Here is a 16,683-nt window from a genome sequence, read left to right as displayed (position 1 = left end):
ATGATGAATGCATTTCAACGATAGCGCAGGTCGAGCGTGAACGGGAATTCGAGGCTGCGTTTGCGGGCTTCGACGTGCATCGCGCCGGGCGTATGACCCGTCGCGAAGAAACGTGCGCGCCTGCGGCTTTCCGCTTCATACGCGTTGATCGGGAAGGTCTGATAGTTGCGCCCGCCCGGATGCGCGACGTGATACTGGCACCCGCCGATCGCGCGTCCCGTCCATGTATCGACGATATCGAAAGTGAGCGGCGCATGCGCCTCGATCGTAGGATGCAGCGACGCCGCCTGCGACCAAGCGCGAAAGCGCACGCCCGCGACGTATTCGCTTACGCGTCCAGTCGGTTGCAGCGGCAACGTCTCGCCGTTCACGGTCACGACATGTCGATTGCCATTCAGCCCGAGCACGCGCACTTCGAGACGTTCGACGGACGAGTCCACGAAGCGCACCGTGCCACCAATGGCGCCTTCTTCACCCATCACATGCCACGGTTCGAGCGCATTGCGAATCGTGAGCGCGATGCCGTTCGTATCGTATCCGCCGACCAGCGGGAAACGGAATTCAAAGTGCGGTGCGAACCAGCTTTGCTCGAATGCGAAGCCCGCTTCGCGCAGTTCCGCGAGCACGTCATCGAAGTCCATCTGCACGAAGGTGCGGAGCATGAAGCGATCATGCAGTTCCGTGCCCCAGCGCGTGAGGCGCGCGGTATAGGGTGTGTCCCAGAATCGCGCGACGAGCGCACGCAACAGCAGTTGCTGCACGAGACTCATGCGGGCATGCGGCGGCATCTCGAAGCCACGCAGTTCCAGCAAGCCGAGCCTGCCGGTCGGGCCATCGGGCGAATACAGCTTGTCGATGCAGAACTCCGCGCGATGCGTATTGCCCGTCACATCGATCAGGATGTTGCGCAGAATGCGATCGATGAGCCACGGCGGCACGGTCGCACTGTCGCGGCCGCCGAGCAGGTCGAGCTGACGCTGCAATTCGGCGAACGCGATCTCCAGTTCATAAACCTGATCGTTGCGCGCTTCGTCGACGCGCGGCGCCTGACTGGTCGGACCGATGAAAAGGCCCGAGAACAGCATCGACAACGAAGGATGGTTGTGCCAATAGCGGATCAGGCTCGCGAGCAGATCGGGACGGCGCAGGAAAGGACTGTCGGCAGGCGTCGCGCCACCGAGCACGAAGTGATTGCCGCCGCCGGTTCCGGTATGGCGGCCGTCGAGCATGAACTTCTCCGGGCTCAGATATGACTCGTGCGCCGCGTTATAGAGAAACTCCGTGTGTTCGACGAGATCGTTCCAGTTCGCCGCCGGATGAATATTCACCTCGATCACGCCAGGGTCGGGCGTCACCTGCAACATCTTGAGGCGCGCATCGCGCGGCGGCGGATAGCCTTCGACGATCACCGGAATCTTCAGATCGGCGGAGGTCGCTTCGACGGCAGTCAGAAGATCGAGATAGTCATCGAGCGAGGTAAGCGGCGGCATGAAGACATGCATGAGCTTGTTGCCGTTGCCGAGCTTTTTGAGGGCGTCGGCTTCCGCTTTGGGACCGGCCGCGCGCGATGGATCGCGTGCCTCCACGCACAGCGCGATGCGCGCGATCCAGCCAGCCGATTCGCCTCGTTGCGGCTTGCGATCGCGCGATTCACTCGATGCGAGCGTACCCGACTCACCAGATTTACCCGATGCTCCCGCGCGCCCCGCCACGCCCGCATCGGCATTTTGCATGCGCGATTCATTATCCAGATCCGCATATTGCATGCGTAATTCAGTCGCCGTGCGCAATGGCGTGGACGGCGCGAACGGGTCGTGCGTGTGCTGCCACGGGTAATCGCCTTCCGAGACCCACGGCAGCGAGTCGAGCGGCACGCGGTATCCCATCGGCGAGTCGCCCGGAACCAGATACATGCGCTCGTCGCGGAAGAACCACGGCCCGCTCACCCAGCGCGCCGGCTGCGCCCCGGCGCCTTCTTCACGCGCGATCGGCAATGCGTAGCCGGTGACAGACGGCAAACCCGCGTCGAACACACGACGCAGACGGGCGCGTTCCAGTTCATCGCCGAGGCGCGAGTCGAACGGATCGACGTTCATCGGCAAGCGGCGCTCGCGCCACAGGTAGTACAACGTGTCCTCGTACCCTGGTTGAATGTATTTTGAATCCAAAGAAAGCTTGCCCGCGAGATGGTGCATGAAGCGCGCGGCGTCATCCGACGTATATGAGGCAGGCTGACGTTCATCCGCGAAGAGCGCCGGATCGCGCCAGCACGGTTCGCCGTCCGCGCGCCAGAACAGCGACAGCGCCCAGCGCGGCAATTGCTCGCCCGGATACCACTTGCCCTGTCCGATATGCAGGAAGCCACGCGCGCCGTACTGCGCGCGCAGCTTGTCCATCAGCGAAACAGCGTAGGCGCGCTTGGTCGGGCCGAGCGCGTCGGTGTTCCATTCCGGCTCGTCGCGATCGCGTACCGACACGTAAGTCGGTTCGCCTCCCATCGTGAGCCGCACGTCCGACGCGCTCAATTGCGCATCGACCTGCTCGCCCATGCGCAGCACCGCGCTCCAGTCTTCCTCGCTGTACGGCTTCGTGACGCGCGGCGTTTCGCGCACACGCTCGATCGACATCGCGTGATCGAATTCGACTTCGCATTTTTCCACCGCGCCCGAGACCGGCGCAGCACTGTCCGGCTCCGGCGTGCACGCGACGGGAATATGTCCTTCACCCGCGAGCAGGCCGGACGTCGGATCGAAACCGATCCAGCCCGCGCCCGGCAGAAACACTTCGCACCATGCATGCAGATCGGTGAAGTCCACTTCGGTGCCGCTGGGACCATCGAGCGATTTGACATCGGGCGCGAGTTGCAGCAGATAACCCGACACGAAGCGCGCGGCCAGGCCGAGATGGCGCAGCGTCTCGACGAGCAGCCAGCCCGAATCGCGGCACGAGCCGGCCGCGCTTTCGAGCGTTTCTTCCGGTGTCTGCACACCCGGCTCCATGCGGATCAGATAACGAATCTCATGGGAAAGCCGCTGATTGAGCGCGACGAGGTAATCCATCGTGGCGAGCGGAGAGCGATCGATACTTTCGACGAATGCCGCAAAGCGCGGCGTCAGCTCGCACTTGACCATGTAAGGCGCGAGATCGTGCAGCAACTCGGGCGCGTACGCAAACGGAAACTTCTCGGCGGTCGGTTCGAGAAAGAAATCGAACGGGTTATATACGGCCATTTCGGCGACGAGATCGACCGTCACCTTGAATTCGCGCGTTTTCTCGGGGAAAACAAGGCGCGCCTGATAGTTCGCGAACGCGTCCTGCTGCCAGTTGATGAAATGGTCCTCGGGCTCGACGCGCATCGAATACGACACGATCGGCGTACGGCAATGCGGCGCGGGCCGCAAACGGACAACCTGCGGCGACAGACCGACGAGCCGGTCATAACGATAATGCGTGACATGGTTCAGTGCGACACGAATGGACACGCCGGACTCCTTTGTTCAATTGACGCCGTGCACGCAACGCGCGCTGCAACGCTTTTTCTGCTTGTCATGGAAAAACGGCCTTTTCGCGGCATGATGATTGCGTCTACACCGCCTACAGCGCGCACCGCACATCGCGCGATAACACTTCCACCGACCACACGATGAAGACCTTTCACTGCAACCGTTGCAACCAACTCGTTTTCTTCGAAAACACGCATTGCGAAAACTGCGGCGCGCGGCTCGGTTACGTGCCCGAGATCAATCAGATCAGCGCCTTCGAGGACACCGAAGACGGCCGCTGGCGCAGCCTTCATCCTCTTGCGAGTGATCTCTTCTACCGGCCGTGCCATAACTACGCGGTCGAAAATGTCTGCAACTGGGTCGTCCCCGCGCCCGATGCCGATACGCCCGATACCCTTGATACGCTCTGCTGCTCGTGCCAGTTGACGAGCACCATTCCCAACCTGTCGAATCCGGAGAATCGCGTCTACTGGTATCGCATCGAAGCCGCCAAGCGCCGCCTGCTGTATACCTTTTCGGAGCTGGGCCTTTCTGTGAAGTCGCGTCAGGAAGATCCCGAACGCGGCCTCGAATTTCAGTTTCTCGAAGGCGACGCGCAAGGCCACGGCGTGATGACGGGTCATAACAACGGCATCATCACGCTCAACATCGCCGAAGCCGACGATGCGCATCGAGAGAAAACACGCTCCGCGCTTCACGAGCCGTATCGCACATTGCTCGGTCATTTCCGCCATGAATCCGGGCATTACTTTTTCGATCGCCTGATCGGCGACACCGCGCGCATCGCGCCGTTTCGCACCGCATTCGGCGATGAACAAGCCGACTACGCCGCCGCGCTCGATCGTCATTACAAGGAAGGTCCGCCCGTTCAATGGGAAGACAACTTCATCAGCGCCTATGCCACGATGCATCCCTGGGAAGACTGGGCGGAAACGTGGGCGCATTACCTGCATATCGTCGATACGCTCGACACTGCCGTTTCCTGCGGCCTCGTGCTCGTGCCCGACAGTCCGCACGAGCCCACGCTCACCGACCAGACACCGGTCGAGGAAACTACGTTCGATAACCTGATGAAACGCTGGTTTCCGCTCACTTATGTCCTGAACAGTTTGAATCGCAGTCTTGGCATGCCGGACGGATATCCCTTCACGCTTGCGCCGGCCGTCATCGACAAACTGCGCTTCGTGCATCGCGTCGTCGCGGCGGCGGCCAAGCGCTGATGGCACTCGCTCAGCCTTTGCCTTGCGTCTGAGTCTGAGTTTGCGTCTGGGTCTGGGTCTGGGTCTGCGTGGGCGGCTCGGGCTCCGGCTCCGGTGCGATCGGCAACAGAAACTCGCGGCTCACGCGGCCCGCGAGATCGTTCACGCGAGCGAGAAAGTCCACAAGGTAAGCGTGCAACCCGCCTCGGAGAATGTCGCGGATGCGCCCGTTCTTCAATTCCGCGCTCAGTTGCGCGGCGAGTCGCGTCGCTTCGGTATCGCGCCCTTTCGTCACCTGCCCGATCAGTTGCTCCGCTTCCGCGATGCTCGCTGCGAGTGAACGCGGCCAGTCGCCATAAAGAATCAGAAGCCCCGCAACGCGTTCCGGCGTAATGACATCACGATAAACCCGCCGATACACCTCGAAGCCCGATACCGAGCCAAGTACTGCCACCCAGTGGTGATAATCGAACGGTTGTGCCGAAGTATCGGCGCGCTGTTCCATCATTTCGAACTTGACGTCGAGAATTCGCGCCGTATTGTCCGCGCGTTCGATGAAAGTCCCGAGACGCATGAAATAAAACGCGTCGTCCTTCACGAGCGTGCCGAGCTGAACCCCGCGCGACAGATGCGAGCGAAACTTCACCCACTCGAAGAAGGTATAAGGCTCGCGCTCAAGAATGCCGTCAGCGAGCATGCGCTGGCAGTCGAGCCAGGTCGTGTTGAGCGATTCCCATAACTCGCTATTGGTGGAACTGCGCACGGCTCGCGCATTCTCGCGCGCGGCCCGCAAACAACTGACGATCGATGAAGGGTTCGATAAGTCGCGCGCCATGAAGTCGATCACTTCGCGGCTTTTCATGCCGTGGTGCGCAGCCGAATAGATGCCGCTCAATTCCGATATCGACAGCATCGCGCGCCAGCCGAGTTCCGCATATTCGTCGGACTGCGGCAAAAGCGAGAGCTGATAGTTCGCATCGAGCATCCGGGCAGTGTTTTCGGCGCGCTCGGTATAGCGCGCCATCCAGAAGAGATGATCCGCGGTACGGCTCAGCATGGGTGTTTCCGGTTGTTTGTCGTTGTCTTTAGTGGCGCCGCGTTTTCTTCAGAACTTTTCCTTAGCGCTCCAATACCCAAGTGTCCTTCGTGCCGCCGCCCTGCGATGAATTCACGACGAGCGAGCCTTCGCGCAACGCAACGCGCGTCAGACCGCCCGGGACCATGCGCACTTCGGTGCCCGACAGCACGAAGGGGCGCAGGTCGATATGACGCGGCGCAATACCAGACTCGACATACGTCGGACATGTGGAGAGCGCGAGCGTCGGCTGCGCGATGTATTTCTCCGGATGCGCTTCAAGCACCGCACGAAACTCGGCGATTTGCGCGGTCGTCGATGCAGGCCCAACCAGCATCCCATAACCGCCCGCGCCATGCGTTTCCTTGACGACGAGTTCGGGCAAATGATCGAGGACGTACGCGAGATCGTCGGGCTTGCGGCACATCCACGTCGGGACGTTGTTCAGGATCGGCTCTTCGCCGAGATAGAAACGCACCATGTCCGGCACGTAGGGATAGATCGACTTATCGTCCGCGATACCGGTGCCCACTGCATTGCACAACGAGACATTGCCCGCGCGATACGCGCCGATCAATCCCGGCACGCCGAGCGCGGAATCCGGGCGGAACACCAGCGGATCGAGAAAGTCATCATCGACGCGGCGATAGATCACATCGACACGCTGCGGCCCCTGCGTGGTGCGCATATACAAGTAGTCGTTCTTGACGAAGAGATCCTGTCCTTCGACAAGCTCGACGCCCATCTGCTGCGCGAGAAACGCGTGCTCGAAATAGGCCGAGTTATACATGCCCGGCGTCATGACGACGATCGTCGGATTCTCGGCGGCGGCGGCTGGCGCGGACGCGCGCAAGGTGTCGAGCAGCAAATCGGGGTAATGCGCGACCGGCGCAACGCGATTGCGCGCGAAGAGGTCGGGAAAGAGCCGCATCATCATCTTGCGGTTTTCCAGCATGTACGACACGCCCGACGGAACGCGTAGGTTATCCTCGAGCACATAGAACTCGCCCTGTCCCGCGCGCACGATATCGATTCCCGCGATATGCGCATATATATCGCGCGCGACATCGACGCCGCGCATCTGAGGACGATATTGCGCGTTGCCGAGTATCTGCGCCTCGGGAATGATGCCCGCGCGGATGATGTCCTGATCGTGATAGATGTCGTGGATGAAACGGTTGAGCGCGTTGACGCGCTGTCGCAAGCCGCGCTCCAATGAGCGCCATTCGTCGGCCGGAAAGATGCGGGGAATGACATCGAAGGGAATCGTGCGCTCGGGAATGATGCCCGGAAGATCGCTCGTTCCATAGACCGCGAATGTAATGCCAACGCGTCTGAAGTTGAGATCCGCCTCCGCGCGCTTGATGTCGATCTGCTGCTCGCTTTGGGCGGCGAGCCAGTTCATGAAGTCGCGGTAGTGCGTGCGTGGATCGCCGACGCCGCGAAATGCCACTGCCGTCAGGCCGCGCGCCGCCAGATCGCTGCGCTCGAACATCTCGTTGAAGAATGCTTGCGTCATAGCCGGTCTTCCAAATGAAGTGCATGCCGGGGTGGCGGTTCCCGTCGCTCGTATTACTGGTCGCACTCGCGAAACGCTTGAAGAGCCAAAAGACGCGGCGTATCCGGCCTTCTGGATACGTCGATAGGCGACCTCGTAGCGCGATGCTCTCTTGATCTCTCACACCTTTTAGTGTGGAACATCGATTGCGCGGGCAGCCCAGTGCCGAATGAGAAAAAGCAACTTCAATGCCAATGATATGAGCGGTCCACCTCCTTGAATAAAGTACGTCTGCGCCAGGCTTTTTAACCGTCTGCACCAAAAAAGCGCATCGCGCAGGACGGTTGCACAGTCGAAGGTTGATTTTCATGCTGCATGACGGTGCGCGAAATACGGAAACCCTGTGCGGCGCCGGTATCATAGGCGTCTCATCGCACGTCAATCACGCCCATGAACACCCCTTCCGAAGCCGCGCCCCGTCCCACTCTACGCGAACTTACGCCTCTCGAAGCACGCGTGCTCGGCGTGCTCGTCGAGAAACAGCATACCGTGCCGGACACATATCCTCTTTCGCTGAATTCCCTAACTTCGGGCTGCAATCAGAAGACCGCACGCGCGCCGGTGATGAACGTGAGCGAAGACGAGGTGTTGACGACCATCGATGGCCTGAAGCGCCTGAGCCTCGTTTTCGAAGGAAGCAGTAGCCGGGTGCCGCGTTTCGAACATAACGTGAATCGTGTGCTCGGCGTGCCGAGCCAGTCGGTTGCGCTGCTTGCAACCTTGTTCCTGCGCGGCCCGCAAACGGCGGCGGAACTCCGCGCGAACAGTGCGAGGCTGCATTCGTTTGCGGACATATCATCGGTCGAAAGCTTTCTCGATGAGCTTGCCGCCAACGATCCGCCGCGTGTCGTGAAGCTGTCACGCACACCCGGCGAACGCGAAAGCCGCTGGATGCATCTGCTATGCGGCGAAGTGAGCCTGGCCGACATCCCTTTGCGCGAAACGCCAGGCGGCGAATCCTTTTCGCTTTCCGAATTCGAAGCATTGAAGTCCGAGCAAAAGCGCCTTACTCACGAAGTCGCGCAATTGCGCGCGATGGTTCAGCAAATGGCGAGTGAATTGGGTATTACGCTGAATCAATCGTCGTCCGGTGACTGAACGATGGATGAGCCGCTGAGCTCCGCGCCGCTCGTGTTTCGTGACGACGGAACGCCGTACTCACCGCGTCACGACGACATCTATCACAGCGCGTCAGGCGCGCTCGCTCAGGCGCGCCATGTTTTTCTCGACGGCAATGGCTTGCCCGCGCGCTGGCGCAAAAAGTCGCGCTTCACCGTGGTCGAGACGGGCTTCGGCATGGGCGTCAACTTCCTTGCGACATGGGCGGCATGGCGTGACGATCCACAACGCTCGCCGGCACTGGAATTCGTGTCGGTAGAGAAGCATCCATTCAGCGCAAACGATTTGCGTGCCGCGCATGCGGCGATCATCGACGACACCGCTGTCGCGCAGCTCGCCGATGCGCTTGCTTCAGCATGGCCGCCGCTCGAAGCCGGCGTGCATCGGCTGGCATTCCTCGCTGGCGCGGTCACGTTGACACTCGCTTTCGGCGATGCCGGCACGCTCTTGCCGCATCTCGCCGACCACGGCCTTTCAGCGGACGCCATCTATCTCGACGGTTTCGCGCCAGCCAGGAACCCCGACATGTGGACGCCCGCCATCTTCGCGTCGCTGGCACGCATCGCCAGAGAAGATGCGACATTCGCGACCTATACCAGCGCTGGTCTCGTCAAACGCGCGCTCAGGGATAACGGATTCGACTATCTCAAGGTCGCAGGCTTCGGCGGCAAGCGCGCAATGCTTGTCGGCAAGCGAGTTCAATCTCGATCGGTTATTGATTCGTAAGCGTTGATCGTGTTCTTGTGAAAGCACGATAACTTTTCCCTCCATTTATCGGTCGGGCAACAAAGCGGAATAAGTTGGATAATGCGCAGCCTTAGCGGCGCGGCCCTTGCTCGCATCCTGTCAGCGCTGATTCATGAGGAGATAGGCTTTGGAATCCAACAACGATAAGCCCGGCAGCCCGTGGCTCTGGGTCGTGCTATTGATACCCTACGTCGCCCTGCTCTGGCTGCCGTTCTATAACGACACGCGCCCTTCACTCGCGGGATTCCCGTTCTTTTACTGGTATCAGTTCTTGTGGGTGCCGCTCACGTCGCTCCTGCTTTATGTCGTGTACAGGGGCCTGAAATGAACGATCTCACACCAGTCGATCCGGTTGCGATGACGATCTTCATCGCGTTCTTTGCGCTCGTGACCGTCGTAGGCTTTTTTGCTGCGCGCTGGAAGCGCGGCGATCTCACGCAGCTTCACGAATGGGGCCTGGGCGGCCGTCAGTTCGGCGTGTTGATTTCATGGTTTCTCGTAGGCGGCGATTTCTATACCGCCTATACCGTGATTGCCGTGCCGGCGCTCGTTTATTCGGTGGGCGCGTATGGCTTTTTCGCGCTGCCTTACACGATCATCGTTTATCCGTTCGTATTCGCGGTGATGCCGAAGTTGTGGAAGATCGCGCATGCGAAGAACCACATCACCGGCGCCGATTACGTGCAGGGTGAATACGGCGGCAAGTGGTTTCCGGCGGCGGTGGCGGTCACGGGCATCGTTGCGACAATGCCTTATATCGCGCTGCAACTCGTCGGCATGCAAGTGGTGATCAAGGGCCTCGGCGTGACGGGCGAACTGCCGCTCATCATCGCATTCGTGATTCTGGCGCTCTATACCTATACGAGCGGCCTGCGCGCGCCCGCGATGATAGCCTTCGTGAAAGACATCATGATCTATATCGTCGTGATCGCGGCGATATGGCTCATTCCTGTGAAGCTCGGCGGCTATGCGCACGTGTTCGACGCGGCCGATCAATACTTCAAGGCGAAAGGCGGTCCGACGGGCATCATCCTCCAGCCGGGTCAATTCACGGCGTATGCATCGCTCGCGCTCGGTTCTGCGCTCGCCGCCTTCATGTATCCGCATACGATGACCGCGGTGCTCTCGTCTTCGTCCGCGGCGACCGTGCGCAAGAACGCCATCTTTCTGCCCGCCTATACGCTGTTGCTCGGGCTGATCGCGCTGCTCGGCTATATGGCGATCGCGGCGGGCGTGCACGTGAAGTCGGCATCGGATGTCGTGCCGGTCTTGTTCGGCACGTTGTTTCCATCGTGGTTCGTGGGCTTCGCGGCTGCGGCCATCGCGATCAGCGCGCTCGTGCCGGCGGCGATCATGTCGATCGGCGCGGCGAATCTGTTCACCCGCAACTTGTGGCGTCCGCTCGTTTCGCCCGACATGTCGTCCGCGGCCGAAGCATCGACTGCGAAGCTCGTGTCGCTCGTCGTGAAGTTTGGCGCGTTGCTGTTCATCGTGTTCCTTCCGACTCAATATGCGATCGACCTGCAGTTGCTCGGCGGCGTGTGGATTCTGCAAATCTTCCCGGCCATCGTGTTCACGCTCTTCACGCGCCGGCTCACGACGCCCGGCCTTTTTCTCGGCTGGCTGTTCGGTATCGTATTGGGCACGGGCCTCGCGATCTCGCAGGGACTCAAGCCGGTCTATGTCATGCATCTCGGTGACGCTTCATGGCCGGTCTACATCGGCCTGATTGCACTCGTCGTGAATATCGTCGTGACGTATGTCGTTTCGCTGGTTACACGACGCCAGTGATACCATCGGCGTCAAGACCTTTCCTTGACGCAATGCGTGTCATGACCGCAAGTGAAAACACTCTGGCCTCGTCTTCCATCGCGAATGCAGTATTCGCGCAAGACAAGCTTTCCATCGGCATAACATTGCCGATCACACGCGACAACGAAAGCATCGTCGACTTCAACGAGCAGATGGCAATCGCGCGACTCGCCGATCAACTCGGCTTTCGCGCGCTCTGGGTTCGCGATGTTCCGCTCAATAGCATCGACTATCCCGACCCGGTCGGACATCTCGATCCGTGGGTCATGCTCGGCGCGCTTGCATCGAATACGGAGCGCATCGCGCTGATCAGCGGCGCGATCGTGTTGACGCTCAGACATCCGCTTCATGTCGCGAAGGGTGCGATCTCCGTAAGCGAGCTCTCGCGGGGACGTTTCATTCTCGGCGTGGGTTCGGGCGACCGTCCGCCGGAATATGCAGCGTTCGGCCGCGATCCCGATGAACGACGCGATCTGTATCGACAGCATTGGGCCACACTCGCCGCAGCCGTTACCGTGCCCTCTCGCGTCATTCCGGACCACGCACCCGAAGGCGCGCCCGAGTTCTATCTACTGCCTCGCCAGAACGCTTCCATTCCGATGCTGGCCGTCGGTTCCGGCGGTCAAAGTGTCGACTGGATCGCACGTCATTCGCTTGGCTGGATGACTTATCATCGCGAACCGCAAGCGCAGCGTGGCCGATACAGCATGTGGCGCGCAGCAGTCGATCGCGCGGCATCCGGCGCCTTTCGCGCGTTTGGCGTCGCAATGCGGCTCGATCTCGGCGACGATGCCGACGAGCCCGCAACCGATATTTCCCTCGGCTATCGCACCGGGCGTCGCGCGCTCGTGGCGCTTTTGCACGAGATGCGCGAGAGCGGTACACATCACGTGACGCTCAACATCGCATCGGAACGACGACCTGCACGCGGTATCATCGAAGAAGTCGCCGCCTATGTGCTTCCCGAGTTTCATCGCTGAATCCGCCCTCTCATTCACGACAAAACCATGACCGCCTCATCGCCCGACGACGATATCGTTTCACTCGACGCCATCGCGCTCTCGCAAGCGATTCAAACACGCGAGGTCTCGTGCGTCGAAGTAATGAACGCTTATCTCGCGCAAATCGACCGCATCAATCCCGCGGTCAATGCAATCGTTGCGATGCAGGATCGCACTGTCCTGCACACGCTCGCCACCGAACGCGATACGCAGTTATCCAGAGGCGAAAACCTCGGACCTCTGCACGGCTTTCCGCAGGCGCCCAAGGACATCCTGCCCGTCGCCGGAATGGTCACGACGAAGGGCTCGCCTATATTTGCAAACGAAATCACGCGGGTCGATGCGGTCGTGTTCGAACGCATGCGCAAGGCAGGTGCGATATTCATCGGCCGCACGAATTCGCCGGAGTTCGGCCTGGGCGGACACACCTACAACCCGGTGTACGGCACCACGCGCAACGCGTTCGAACAATCGCGCTCCGCGGGCGGCAGCAGCGGCGGCGCGGCCGTCTCGGTCGCACTGCGCATGCTGCCGTGCGCGGATGGCTCCGACATGATGGGGTCTTTGCGCACGCCCGCCGCGTTCAATAACGTATTCGGCTTTCGCACGACACCGGGATGCGTGCCTTATGCGCCAAGCGACGACGTGTTCTTTCAGCAATTCAGCGTCACGGGCCCGATCGCGAGAAACATTCCCGATCTTGGGTTGTTATTGTCGGTGCAGGCGGGCTTCGATGCGCGCGCGCCGCTGTCCCGCAGAAGCGACAAGCCCGCCGATTTCGCGAACGCGCTCGATCGCGATATGCGCGGCACGCGCATCGGCTGGCTAGGCAACCTGAATGGACATCTGCCGATGGAAGCGGGCTTGATGGACACGTATGCATCGGCGCTGCATCACTTCGAAACAGTGGGCTGCACCATCGAGACGGCCAGGATCGATTTCGATCTCGATCGTCTCTGGAATGCATGGCTCGATCTGCGCAGCCTCACGTTCTCCGGCACCAACGCGCCGCTCTATCGTGACGCCGCCAAGCGCAAGCTGCTCAAACCCGAAGCGGTATGGGAAATAGAACGAGGTCTGAAGTTATCGGGCGAAGATGTTTCGCGCGCAATTCGCGACCGTGCCGCATGGTATCAGGCGATCAACGCGCTATTCGATAACTTCGACTATCTGTTGATGCCATCGGCTCAGGTCTTTCCTTTCGACGCGGAACTGGACTGGCCGCATGCGATCGCTGGCCGCGAGATGGATAGCTATCATCGCTGGATGGAAGCCGTCGTTCCAGCGACGATGGCATCACTGCCCGCGTTGAGCGCACCGGCCGGATTTGGCCCCGGAGGCTTGCCGGCCGGATTGCAGATCATCGGTCCGACACAAGGCGATCTGGGCGTGCTGCAACTCGGGCTCGCTTACGATCGCGCAAGCGGATTCTCAAGCGCGCGCAGTCCCTTGCTTGGCTAAAGCACGTAACGCTCAGGCCGCAGCGCTCTGCGCGCTCTTGCGCGAAGTTCTCTTCCCGGCCGGTCGGCCCGGTCGCTTCGGCGTCGAAGTGCGTGTTGTCGATGCCGCACGCCCCCGCCGCGCCCCTTTCTTCGCAGCACCGTTCTTGCCTAATGCAGCATCGATCAGATAAGCGCTGCGGTCGGGCGCGTCCTTGATCCATGCCGGCGGACGCGCATGACCGCTCCAGGTCGCGCCCGATACCGGATCGCGATACTTCGGTGGAAGCTTGGGTTTGATCGCGCCATTCTTTGAAGCAGCCGATTTCTTTGAACCAGCCGGACGGCCGCGCTGTTTCATCGTTCCCAGGCCGGCTTTGGCCAGATCTGCTGTGGTCAAGCCAAATTCATCCATCATTGCCCGGATCTTGGCGATCACTTCGACCGACTCTTTTGCCCGCAATGCATCCGCGCGCTGCTGCAATTTCCGAATCTGGTTTTCCAATTGCGCCAATGTAGCCATGTCCCCTCCCGGATCGTTGCGTTGTGGATCACGAGGCGTTTGTCTAACAAGTACCCTTGACGCCCGATTTCCGTCACAAGCAGATCTTATATGGATAACGGCGATGCTAAGCACTCTTGTGAAAAGATTGCTTTTCAATACTTCTATTCTGATACGCCGCATATCATAAGCGCGTCACTTGTACGCTTGCGGGACATGGTGGTCGATCGATTTCTCTGTCGCGCGCTCGTCATACGATTGGTGACTCGCGCGGACCATGCAAGCGACAAAAACGCGTGCGTTGCACACGCGTCATGCCGGGTTGAAATCGATCACTCGGAAACGACGCCTGATTCCTGTTCAGCCGGTGTCAGTGCAAGCGCCAGAATCATCGCGCCGCTATTGAGCGGCACCGAACTACCGACACGCCTCGGCCTATAGACCGGTTGTCCGCGCCTGATTGCCTGCCCGCTCAATGCGCATGTTCCGCGCTTGCGGGCGGTGCAAAGCGCCCAGACCTGCTCCGAGTAGTTGAACGACGTGGGATCGTGCCATGAGAGCGCCAGCGTCGATTCGCTCAGACGCTCCAGCACGCGAATATTGACGCAATGCTCTTCGGCGGGCCCGAAGCATGCGCTCTTGCCCGGCACGTTGCGCACGAGCGACCGTGTCATCAGCGCGAGCTTCTCGTTTGCTTCCGTTGGGCGGCTCGCACGGCTGTCGAGCATTGCCAGAGTACGGCTCCAGGGATCCATCAACGATGGATGCTTCATGTTCCGCTCCTGCTGGCGGCAAGTCCGCCGCGACGAAAGTCGGGAGACGTTGCCGGTGGAGTTCCGGGGAATGCGCCGCACGACCCGCTTCCTGAGCCGGTATGCCGCGCCGCTTCGGATGAGCATGCTTTTGTTTTCATTTTTCTTGGACATAGTTCGATATGCACGCCAGCTTTGACATTTGGGATTGGCGTGACATGGTGCGCCCGGGCGGGTGCAACCCGGACTACTCAGCGGCTATTTAACGTGAAATCGACATGAACGAACGTTCGCTTAAATCATCTGATGTTATCGATGCCCCGTGCGCATTGCGCCTGCTTCTGGCCGTTTGCGCACGTTTCGCGCTGAATCGAGGATGCGCGAACTCGCAGATTTCTGACACAATAAAACCAGCGAACCGCATTTCTCCTGTCGGAACATGACAAGCAAGCTCTCGATCCATGCCACGATCTCGGCAGACCGCGCCTCGGTAAGCTTTGTCGCGTTCTCTCGCGAGCAGGCTATTCAGTGCAACATCACGCGCAAGGCATTGGAGCAGTGCTTTTGGGCGCCGGCCGGTGCCAGCGACGAGCGCCTGTTAAAGGCGCTCAGCGACGGCTACGAACGGATCAGCGCTCGCGTGCATCGAAAGTTTCTCGCTCATCCATCCAGTTCGATTCATCTGGATGTCATCGATTTTTCTTCTTAGCGCGCTGCCTGCGTTGCCTTGCGCATCTTTGCCACGTCCTCGGTTTGGACCGCCGCCGTGTTGTTGTTCCAGGCGCCGCGAATGAAGGTCAGCACATCGGCGACTTGCTGATCGCTCAGCACCGGCGCATAACGAGGCATCGGATACGGCGCGGGTACGCCATTCAGCACGAGATCGCCGGTACCGTTCAACGTGACGTTGATAAGCGAAGACGGGTCCTTTTCCAGTACGTTCGGATTACCCGCAAGCGGTGCGAGCATCGGCGCAAAGCCGCGGCCGTCCACGCCATGACAATGCATGCAATAAGCGGTGTAGACGCGCGCACCCGAGTCCGTCGCGGCCGGGCGTGTCAATGACACTTTGGTGGCTTTCGGATCATATGAATACTGCGCGCCGCCATTCCCGCCCGATGCCGGCAATGATTTCAGATACCGCGCCATTGCGTTGACATCGGCATCGCTTAGTCCTTGCGTGCTGTTATTGATCACGCTCGTCATCGAGCCGAATGCCGATGCATGAGCATTCGCGCCCGTCTTTAGAAAAGTGGCGACATCCTTTTCGGACCAGCGTCCGAGTCCCGTATTGTGTTCGCCCGTCAGATTGGAAGCGAACCAGTTATCGAGCAAGCCGCCCGTCAAATATGCGCTGCTGCTTTCGTCCAGACCTTTTTCCTGAAAAGCGATGCCGCGCGGGGTATGACACGATCCGCAATGTCCGAGGCCTTGAATCAGATACGCACCGCGATTCCATGCGACATCCTGGCCTGCCTTGCTTCGATAAACGCCTTTATCGAGAAACACCACGTTCCAGAGTTTCAACGGCCAGCGCATATTGAGCGGCCATTTGATATCCGGCTCGCGATTCACCTGCTTGACAGCCGTGACGCCATGCATGAAATAGGCGTAGAGGGCGTGCATATCCTCATCGTTGATCTTTGCATAAGACGGATAGGGCATCGCCGGATAAAGATTGTGGCCGTCCTTGGCCACGCCCTCACGCAATGCCCGCGCGAAATCCTCTTCCGTGTAGCGGCCGATTCCTGTGTCCGGATCGGGCGTGATATTGGTCGTGTAGATCGCGCCCAATGGCGTCGTCATCGGCAAGCCGCCCGCAAGTGGCTTGCCGCGCGGCGCCGAATGGCACGCGACGCAATCGCCCGCCCTGGCGAGATACGCGCCACGCGCGACCAGCGCATCGTCGGCCGCGTGGGCCGAAGCCGTGAATGCGAACAACGCCGCAATCAGAGGCTTGAATGCATTTCTCATGA

General features: G+C 60.2%; 13 protein-coding genes and 1 pseudogene. 8 read left to right on the top strand and 6 right to left on the bottom strand.

Annotated features, from left to right (window positions below; genetic code table 11):
• Positions 1-14: 14 nt before the first annotated feature.
• The gene (locus ACEN42_RS26880) at positions 15-3,482 is read right to left on the bottom strand and encodes a DUF2126 domain-containing protein (RefSeq protein WP_371883632.1); all 3,468 of its coding nucleotides are present in this window, start codon (positions 3,480-3,482) and stop codon (positions 15-17) included.
• A gap of 161 nt (positions 3,483-3,643) precedes the next feature.
• On the opposite strand from ACEN42_RS26880, the gene ACEN42_RS26875 reads away from it, so the two are divergent.
• Positions 3,644-4,723: a putative zinc-binding metallopeptidase gene (locus ACEN42_RS26875; protein ID WP_238216283.1), complete on the top strand. Its 1,080-nt coding sequence runs from the start codon at positions 3,644-3,646 to the stop codon at positions 4,721-4,723.
• Between the two features lie 10 nt (positions 4,724-4,733).
• Here ACEN42_RS26875 and ACEN42_RS26870 read toward each other — a convergent pair whose 3' ends face one another.
• Both ACEN42_RS26870 and ACEN42_RS26865 read right to left on the bottom strand, forming a co-directional pair.
• Complete coding sequence (locus ACEN42_RS26870; RefSeq protein ID WP_238216280.1) at positions 4,734-5,759, bottom strand: alpha-E domain-containing protein; 1,026 nt, start codon at positions 5,757-5,759, stop codon at positions 4,734-4,736.
• Positions 5,760-5,820: 61 nt separating this feature from the next.
• Positions 5,821-7,296: a circularly permuted type 2 ATP-grasp protein gene (locus tag ACEN42_RS26865; RefSeq protein WP_371883631.1), complete on the bottom strand. Its 1,476-nt coding sequence runs from the start codon at positions 7,294-7,296 to the stop codon at positions 5,821-5,823.
• A gap of 429 nt (positions 7,297-7,725) precedes the next feature.
• Between ACEN42_RS26865 and ACEN42_RS26860 the strand changes: the two genes are divergently transcribed.
• The 6 genes and pseudogenes from ACEN42_RS26860 to ACEN42_RS26835 all read left to right on the top strand — a co-directional run bounded on the left by ACEN42_RS26860 (position 7,726) and on the right by ACEN42_RS26835 (position 13,475).
• Positions 7,726-8,433, top strand: a complete 708-nt coding sequence (locus ACEN42_RS26860; protein ID WP_035505621.1) for a YceH family protein — start codon at positions 7,726-7,728, stop codon at positions 8,431-8,433.
• A 3-nt stretch (positions 8,434-8,436) separates the two neighbouring features.
• Positions 8,437-9,147, top strand: a pseudogene (gene mnmD / locus ACEN42_RS26855) (tRNA (5-methylaminomethyl-2-thiouridine)(34)-methyltransferase MnmD); the annotation flags it as partial.
• A 181-nt stretch (positions 9,148-9,328) separates the two neighbouring features.
• Positions 9,329-9,529, top strand: a complete 201-nt coding sequence (locus ACEN42_RS26850; RefSeq protein WP_238216276.1) for a DUF3311 domain-containing protein — start codon at positions 9,329-9,331, stop codon at positions 9,527-9,529.
• Complete coding sequence (mctP, locus tag ACEN42_RS26845; protein ID WP_238216274.1) at positions 9,526-10,992, top strand: monocarboxylate uptake permease MctP; 1,467 nt, start codon at positions 9,526-9,528, stop codon at positions 10,990-10,992. The genes ACEN42_RS26850 and mctP overlap by 4 nt, the downstream gene beginning before the upstream one ends.
• Positions 10,993-11,033: 41 nt before the next feature.
• A complete protein-coding gene (locus ACEN42_RS26840; RefSeq protein ID WP_371883630.1) occupies positions 11,034-11,993 on the top strand; it encodes an LLM class oxidoreductase in 960 nt (319 codons plus the stop codon).
• A gap of 27 nt (positions 11,994-12,020) precedes the next feature.
• Positions 12,021-13,475 carry an amidase gene (locus ACEN42_RS26835; protein ID WP_371883629.1) on the top strand — a complete coding sequence of 485 codons (1,455 nt, stop codon included), beginning with the start codon at positions 12,021-12,023 and terminating at the stop codon, positions 13,473-13,475.
• Between the two features lie 12 nt (positions 13,476-13,487).
• On the opposite strand, the gene ACEN42_RS26830 is transcribed toward ACEN42_RS26835, so the two are convergent.
• Entirely contained in the window at positions 13,488-13,976 is a 489-nt protein-coding gene (locus ACEN42_RS26830; protein ID WP_371883628.1) for an H-NS family nucleoid-associated regulatory protein, read from the bottom strand.
• 311 nt (positions 13,977-14,287) lie between these two features.
• A complete protein-coding gene (locus tag ACEN42_RS26825) occupies positions 14,288-14,728 on the bottom strand; it encodes a DUF3331 domain-containing protein (RefSeq protein ID WP_187604518.1) in 441 nt (146 codons plus the stop codon).
• A 418-nt stretch (positions 14,729-15,146) separates the two neighbouring features.
• Between ACEN42_RS26825 and ACEN42_RS26820 the strand changes: the two genes are divergently transcribed.
• Positions 15,147-15,416 carry a DUF1488 family protein gene (locus tag ACEN42_RS26820; protein WP_035505640.1) on the top strand — a complete coding sequence of 90 codons (270 nt, stop codon included), beginning with the start codon at positions 15,147-15,149 and terminating at the stop codon, positions 15,414-15,416.
• Here the strand turns inward: ACEN42_RS26820 and ACEN42_RS26815 are convergent.
• The gene (locus ACEN42_RS26815; RefSeq protein WP_371883627.1) at positions 15,413-16,681 is read right to left on the bottom strand and encodes a c-type cytochrome; all 1,269 of its coding nucleotides are present in this window, start codon (positions 16,679-16,681) and stop codon (positions 15,413-15,415) included. The two genes, ACEN42_RS26820 and ACEN42_RS26815, sit on opposite strands and share 4 nt — an antisense overlap.
• Between the last annotated feature and the right edge of the window lie 2 nt (positions 16,682-16,683).

Origin of the sequence: Caballeronia sp. S22 (genome assembly GCF_964261745.1) — a bacterium.
Lineage (GTDB): Bacteria > Pseudomonadota > Gammaproteobacteria > Burkholderiales > Burkholderiaceae > Caballeronia > Caballeronia jiangsuensis.
This window is presented reverse-complemented; position numbering and strand designations above follow the sequence as displayed.

What these genes read in the sequence shown, in the direction of transcription:
- ACEN42_RS26875 (WP_238216283.1), top strand. Translation starts at nt 3,644, where the DNA reads ATGAAGACCTTTCACTGCAACCGTTGCAACCAACTCGTTTTCTTCGAA.
- ACEN42_RS26870 (WP_238216280.1), bottom strand. Translation starts at nt 5,759, where the DNA reads ATGCTGAGCCGTACCGCGGATCATCTCTTCTGGATGGCGCGCTATACC.
- ACEN42_RS26865 (WP_371883631.1), bottom strand. Translation starts at nt 7,296, where the DNA reads ATGACGCAAGCATTCTTCAACGAGATGTTCGAGCGCAGCGATCTGGCG.
- ACEN42_RS26860 (WP_035505621.1), top strand. Translation starts at nt 7,726, where the DNA reads ATGAACACCCCTTCCGAAGCCGCGCCCCGTCCCACTCTACGCGAACTT.
- mctP (WP_238216274.1), top strand. Translation starts at nt 9,526, where the DNA reads ATGAACGATCTCACACCAGTCGATCCGGTTGCGATGACGATCTTCATC.
- ACEN42_RS26840 (WP_371883630.1), top strand. Translation starts at nt 11,034, where the DNA reads ATGACCGCAAGTGAAAACACTCTGGCCTCGTCTTCCATCGCGAATGCA.
- ACEN42_RS26835 (WP_371883629.1), top strand. Translation starts at nt 12,021, where the DNA reads ATGACCGCCTCATCGCCCGACGACGATATCGTTTCACTCGACGCCATC.
- ACEN42_RS26830 (WP_371883628.1), bottom strand. Translation starts at nt 13,976, where the DNA reads ATGGCTACATTGGCGCAATTGGAAAACCAGATTCGGAAATTGCAGCAG.
- ACEN42_RS26825 (WP_187604518.1), bottom strand. Translation starts at nt 14,728, where the DNA reads ATGAAGCATCCATCGTTGATGGATCCCTGGAGCCGTACTCTGGCAATG.
- ACEN42_RS26820 (WP_035505640.1), top strand. Translation starts at nt 15,147, where the DNA reads ATGACAAGCAAGCTCTCGATCCATGCCACGATCTCGGCAGACCGCGCC.
- ACEN42_RS26815 (WP_371883627.1), bottom strand. Translation starts at nt 16,681, where the DNA reads ATGAGAAATGCATTCAAGCCTCTGATTGCGGCGTTGTTCGCATTCACG.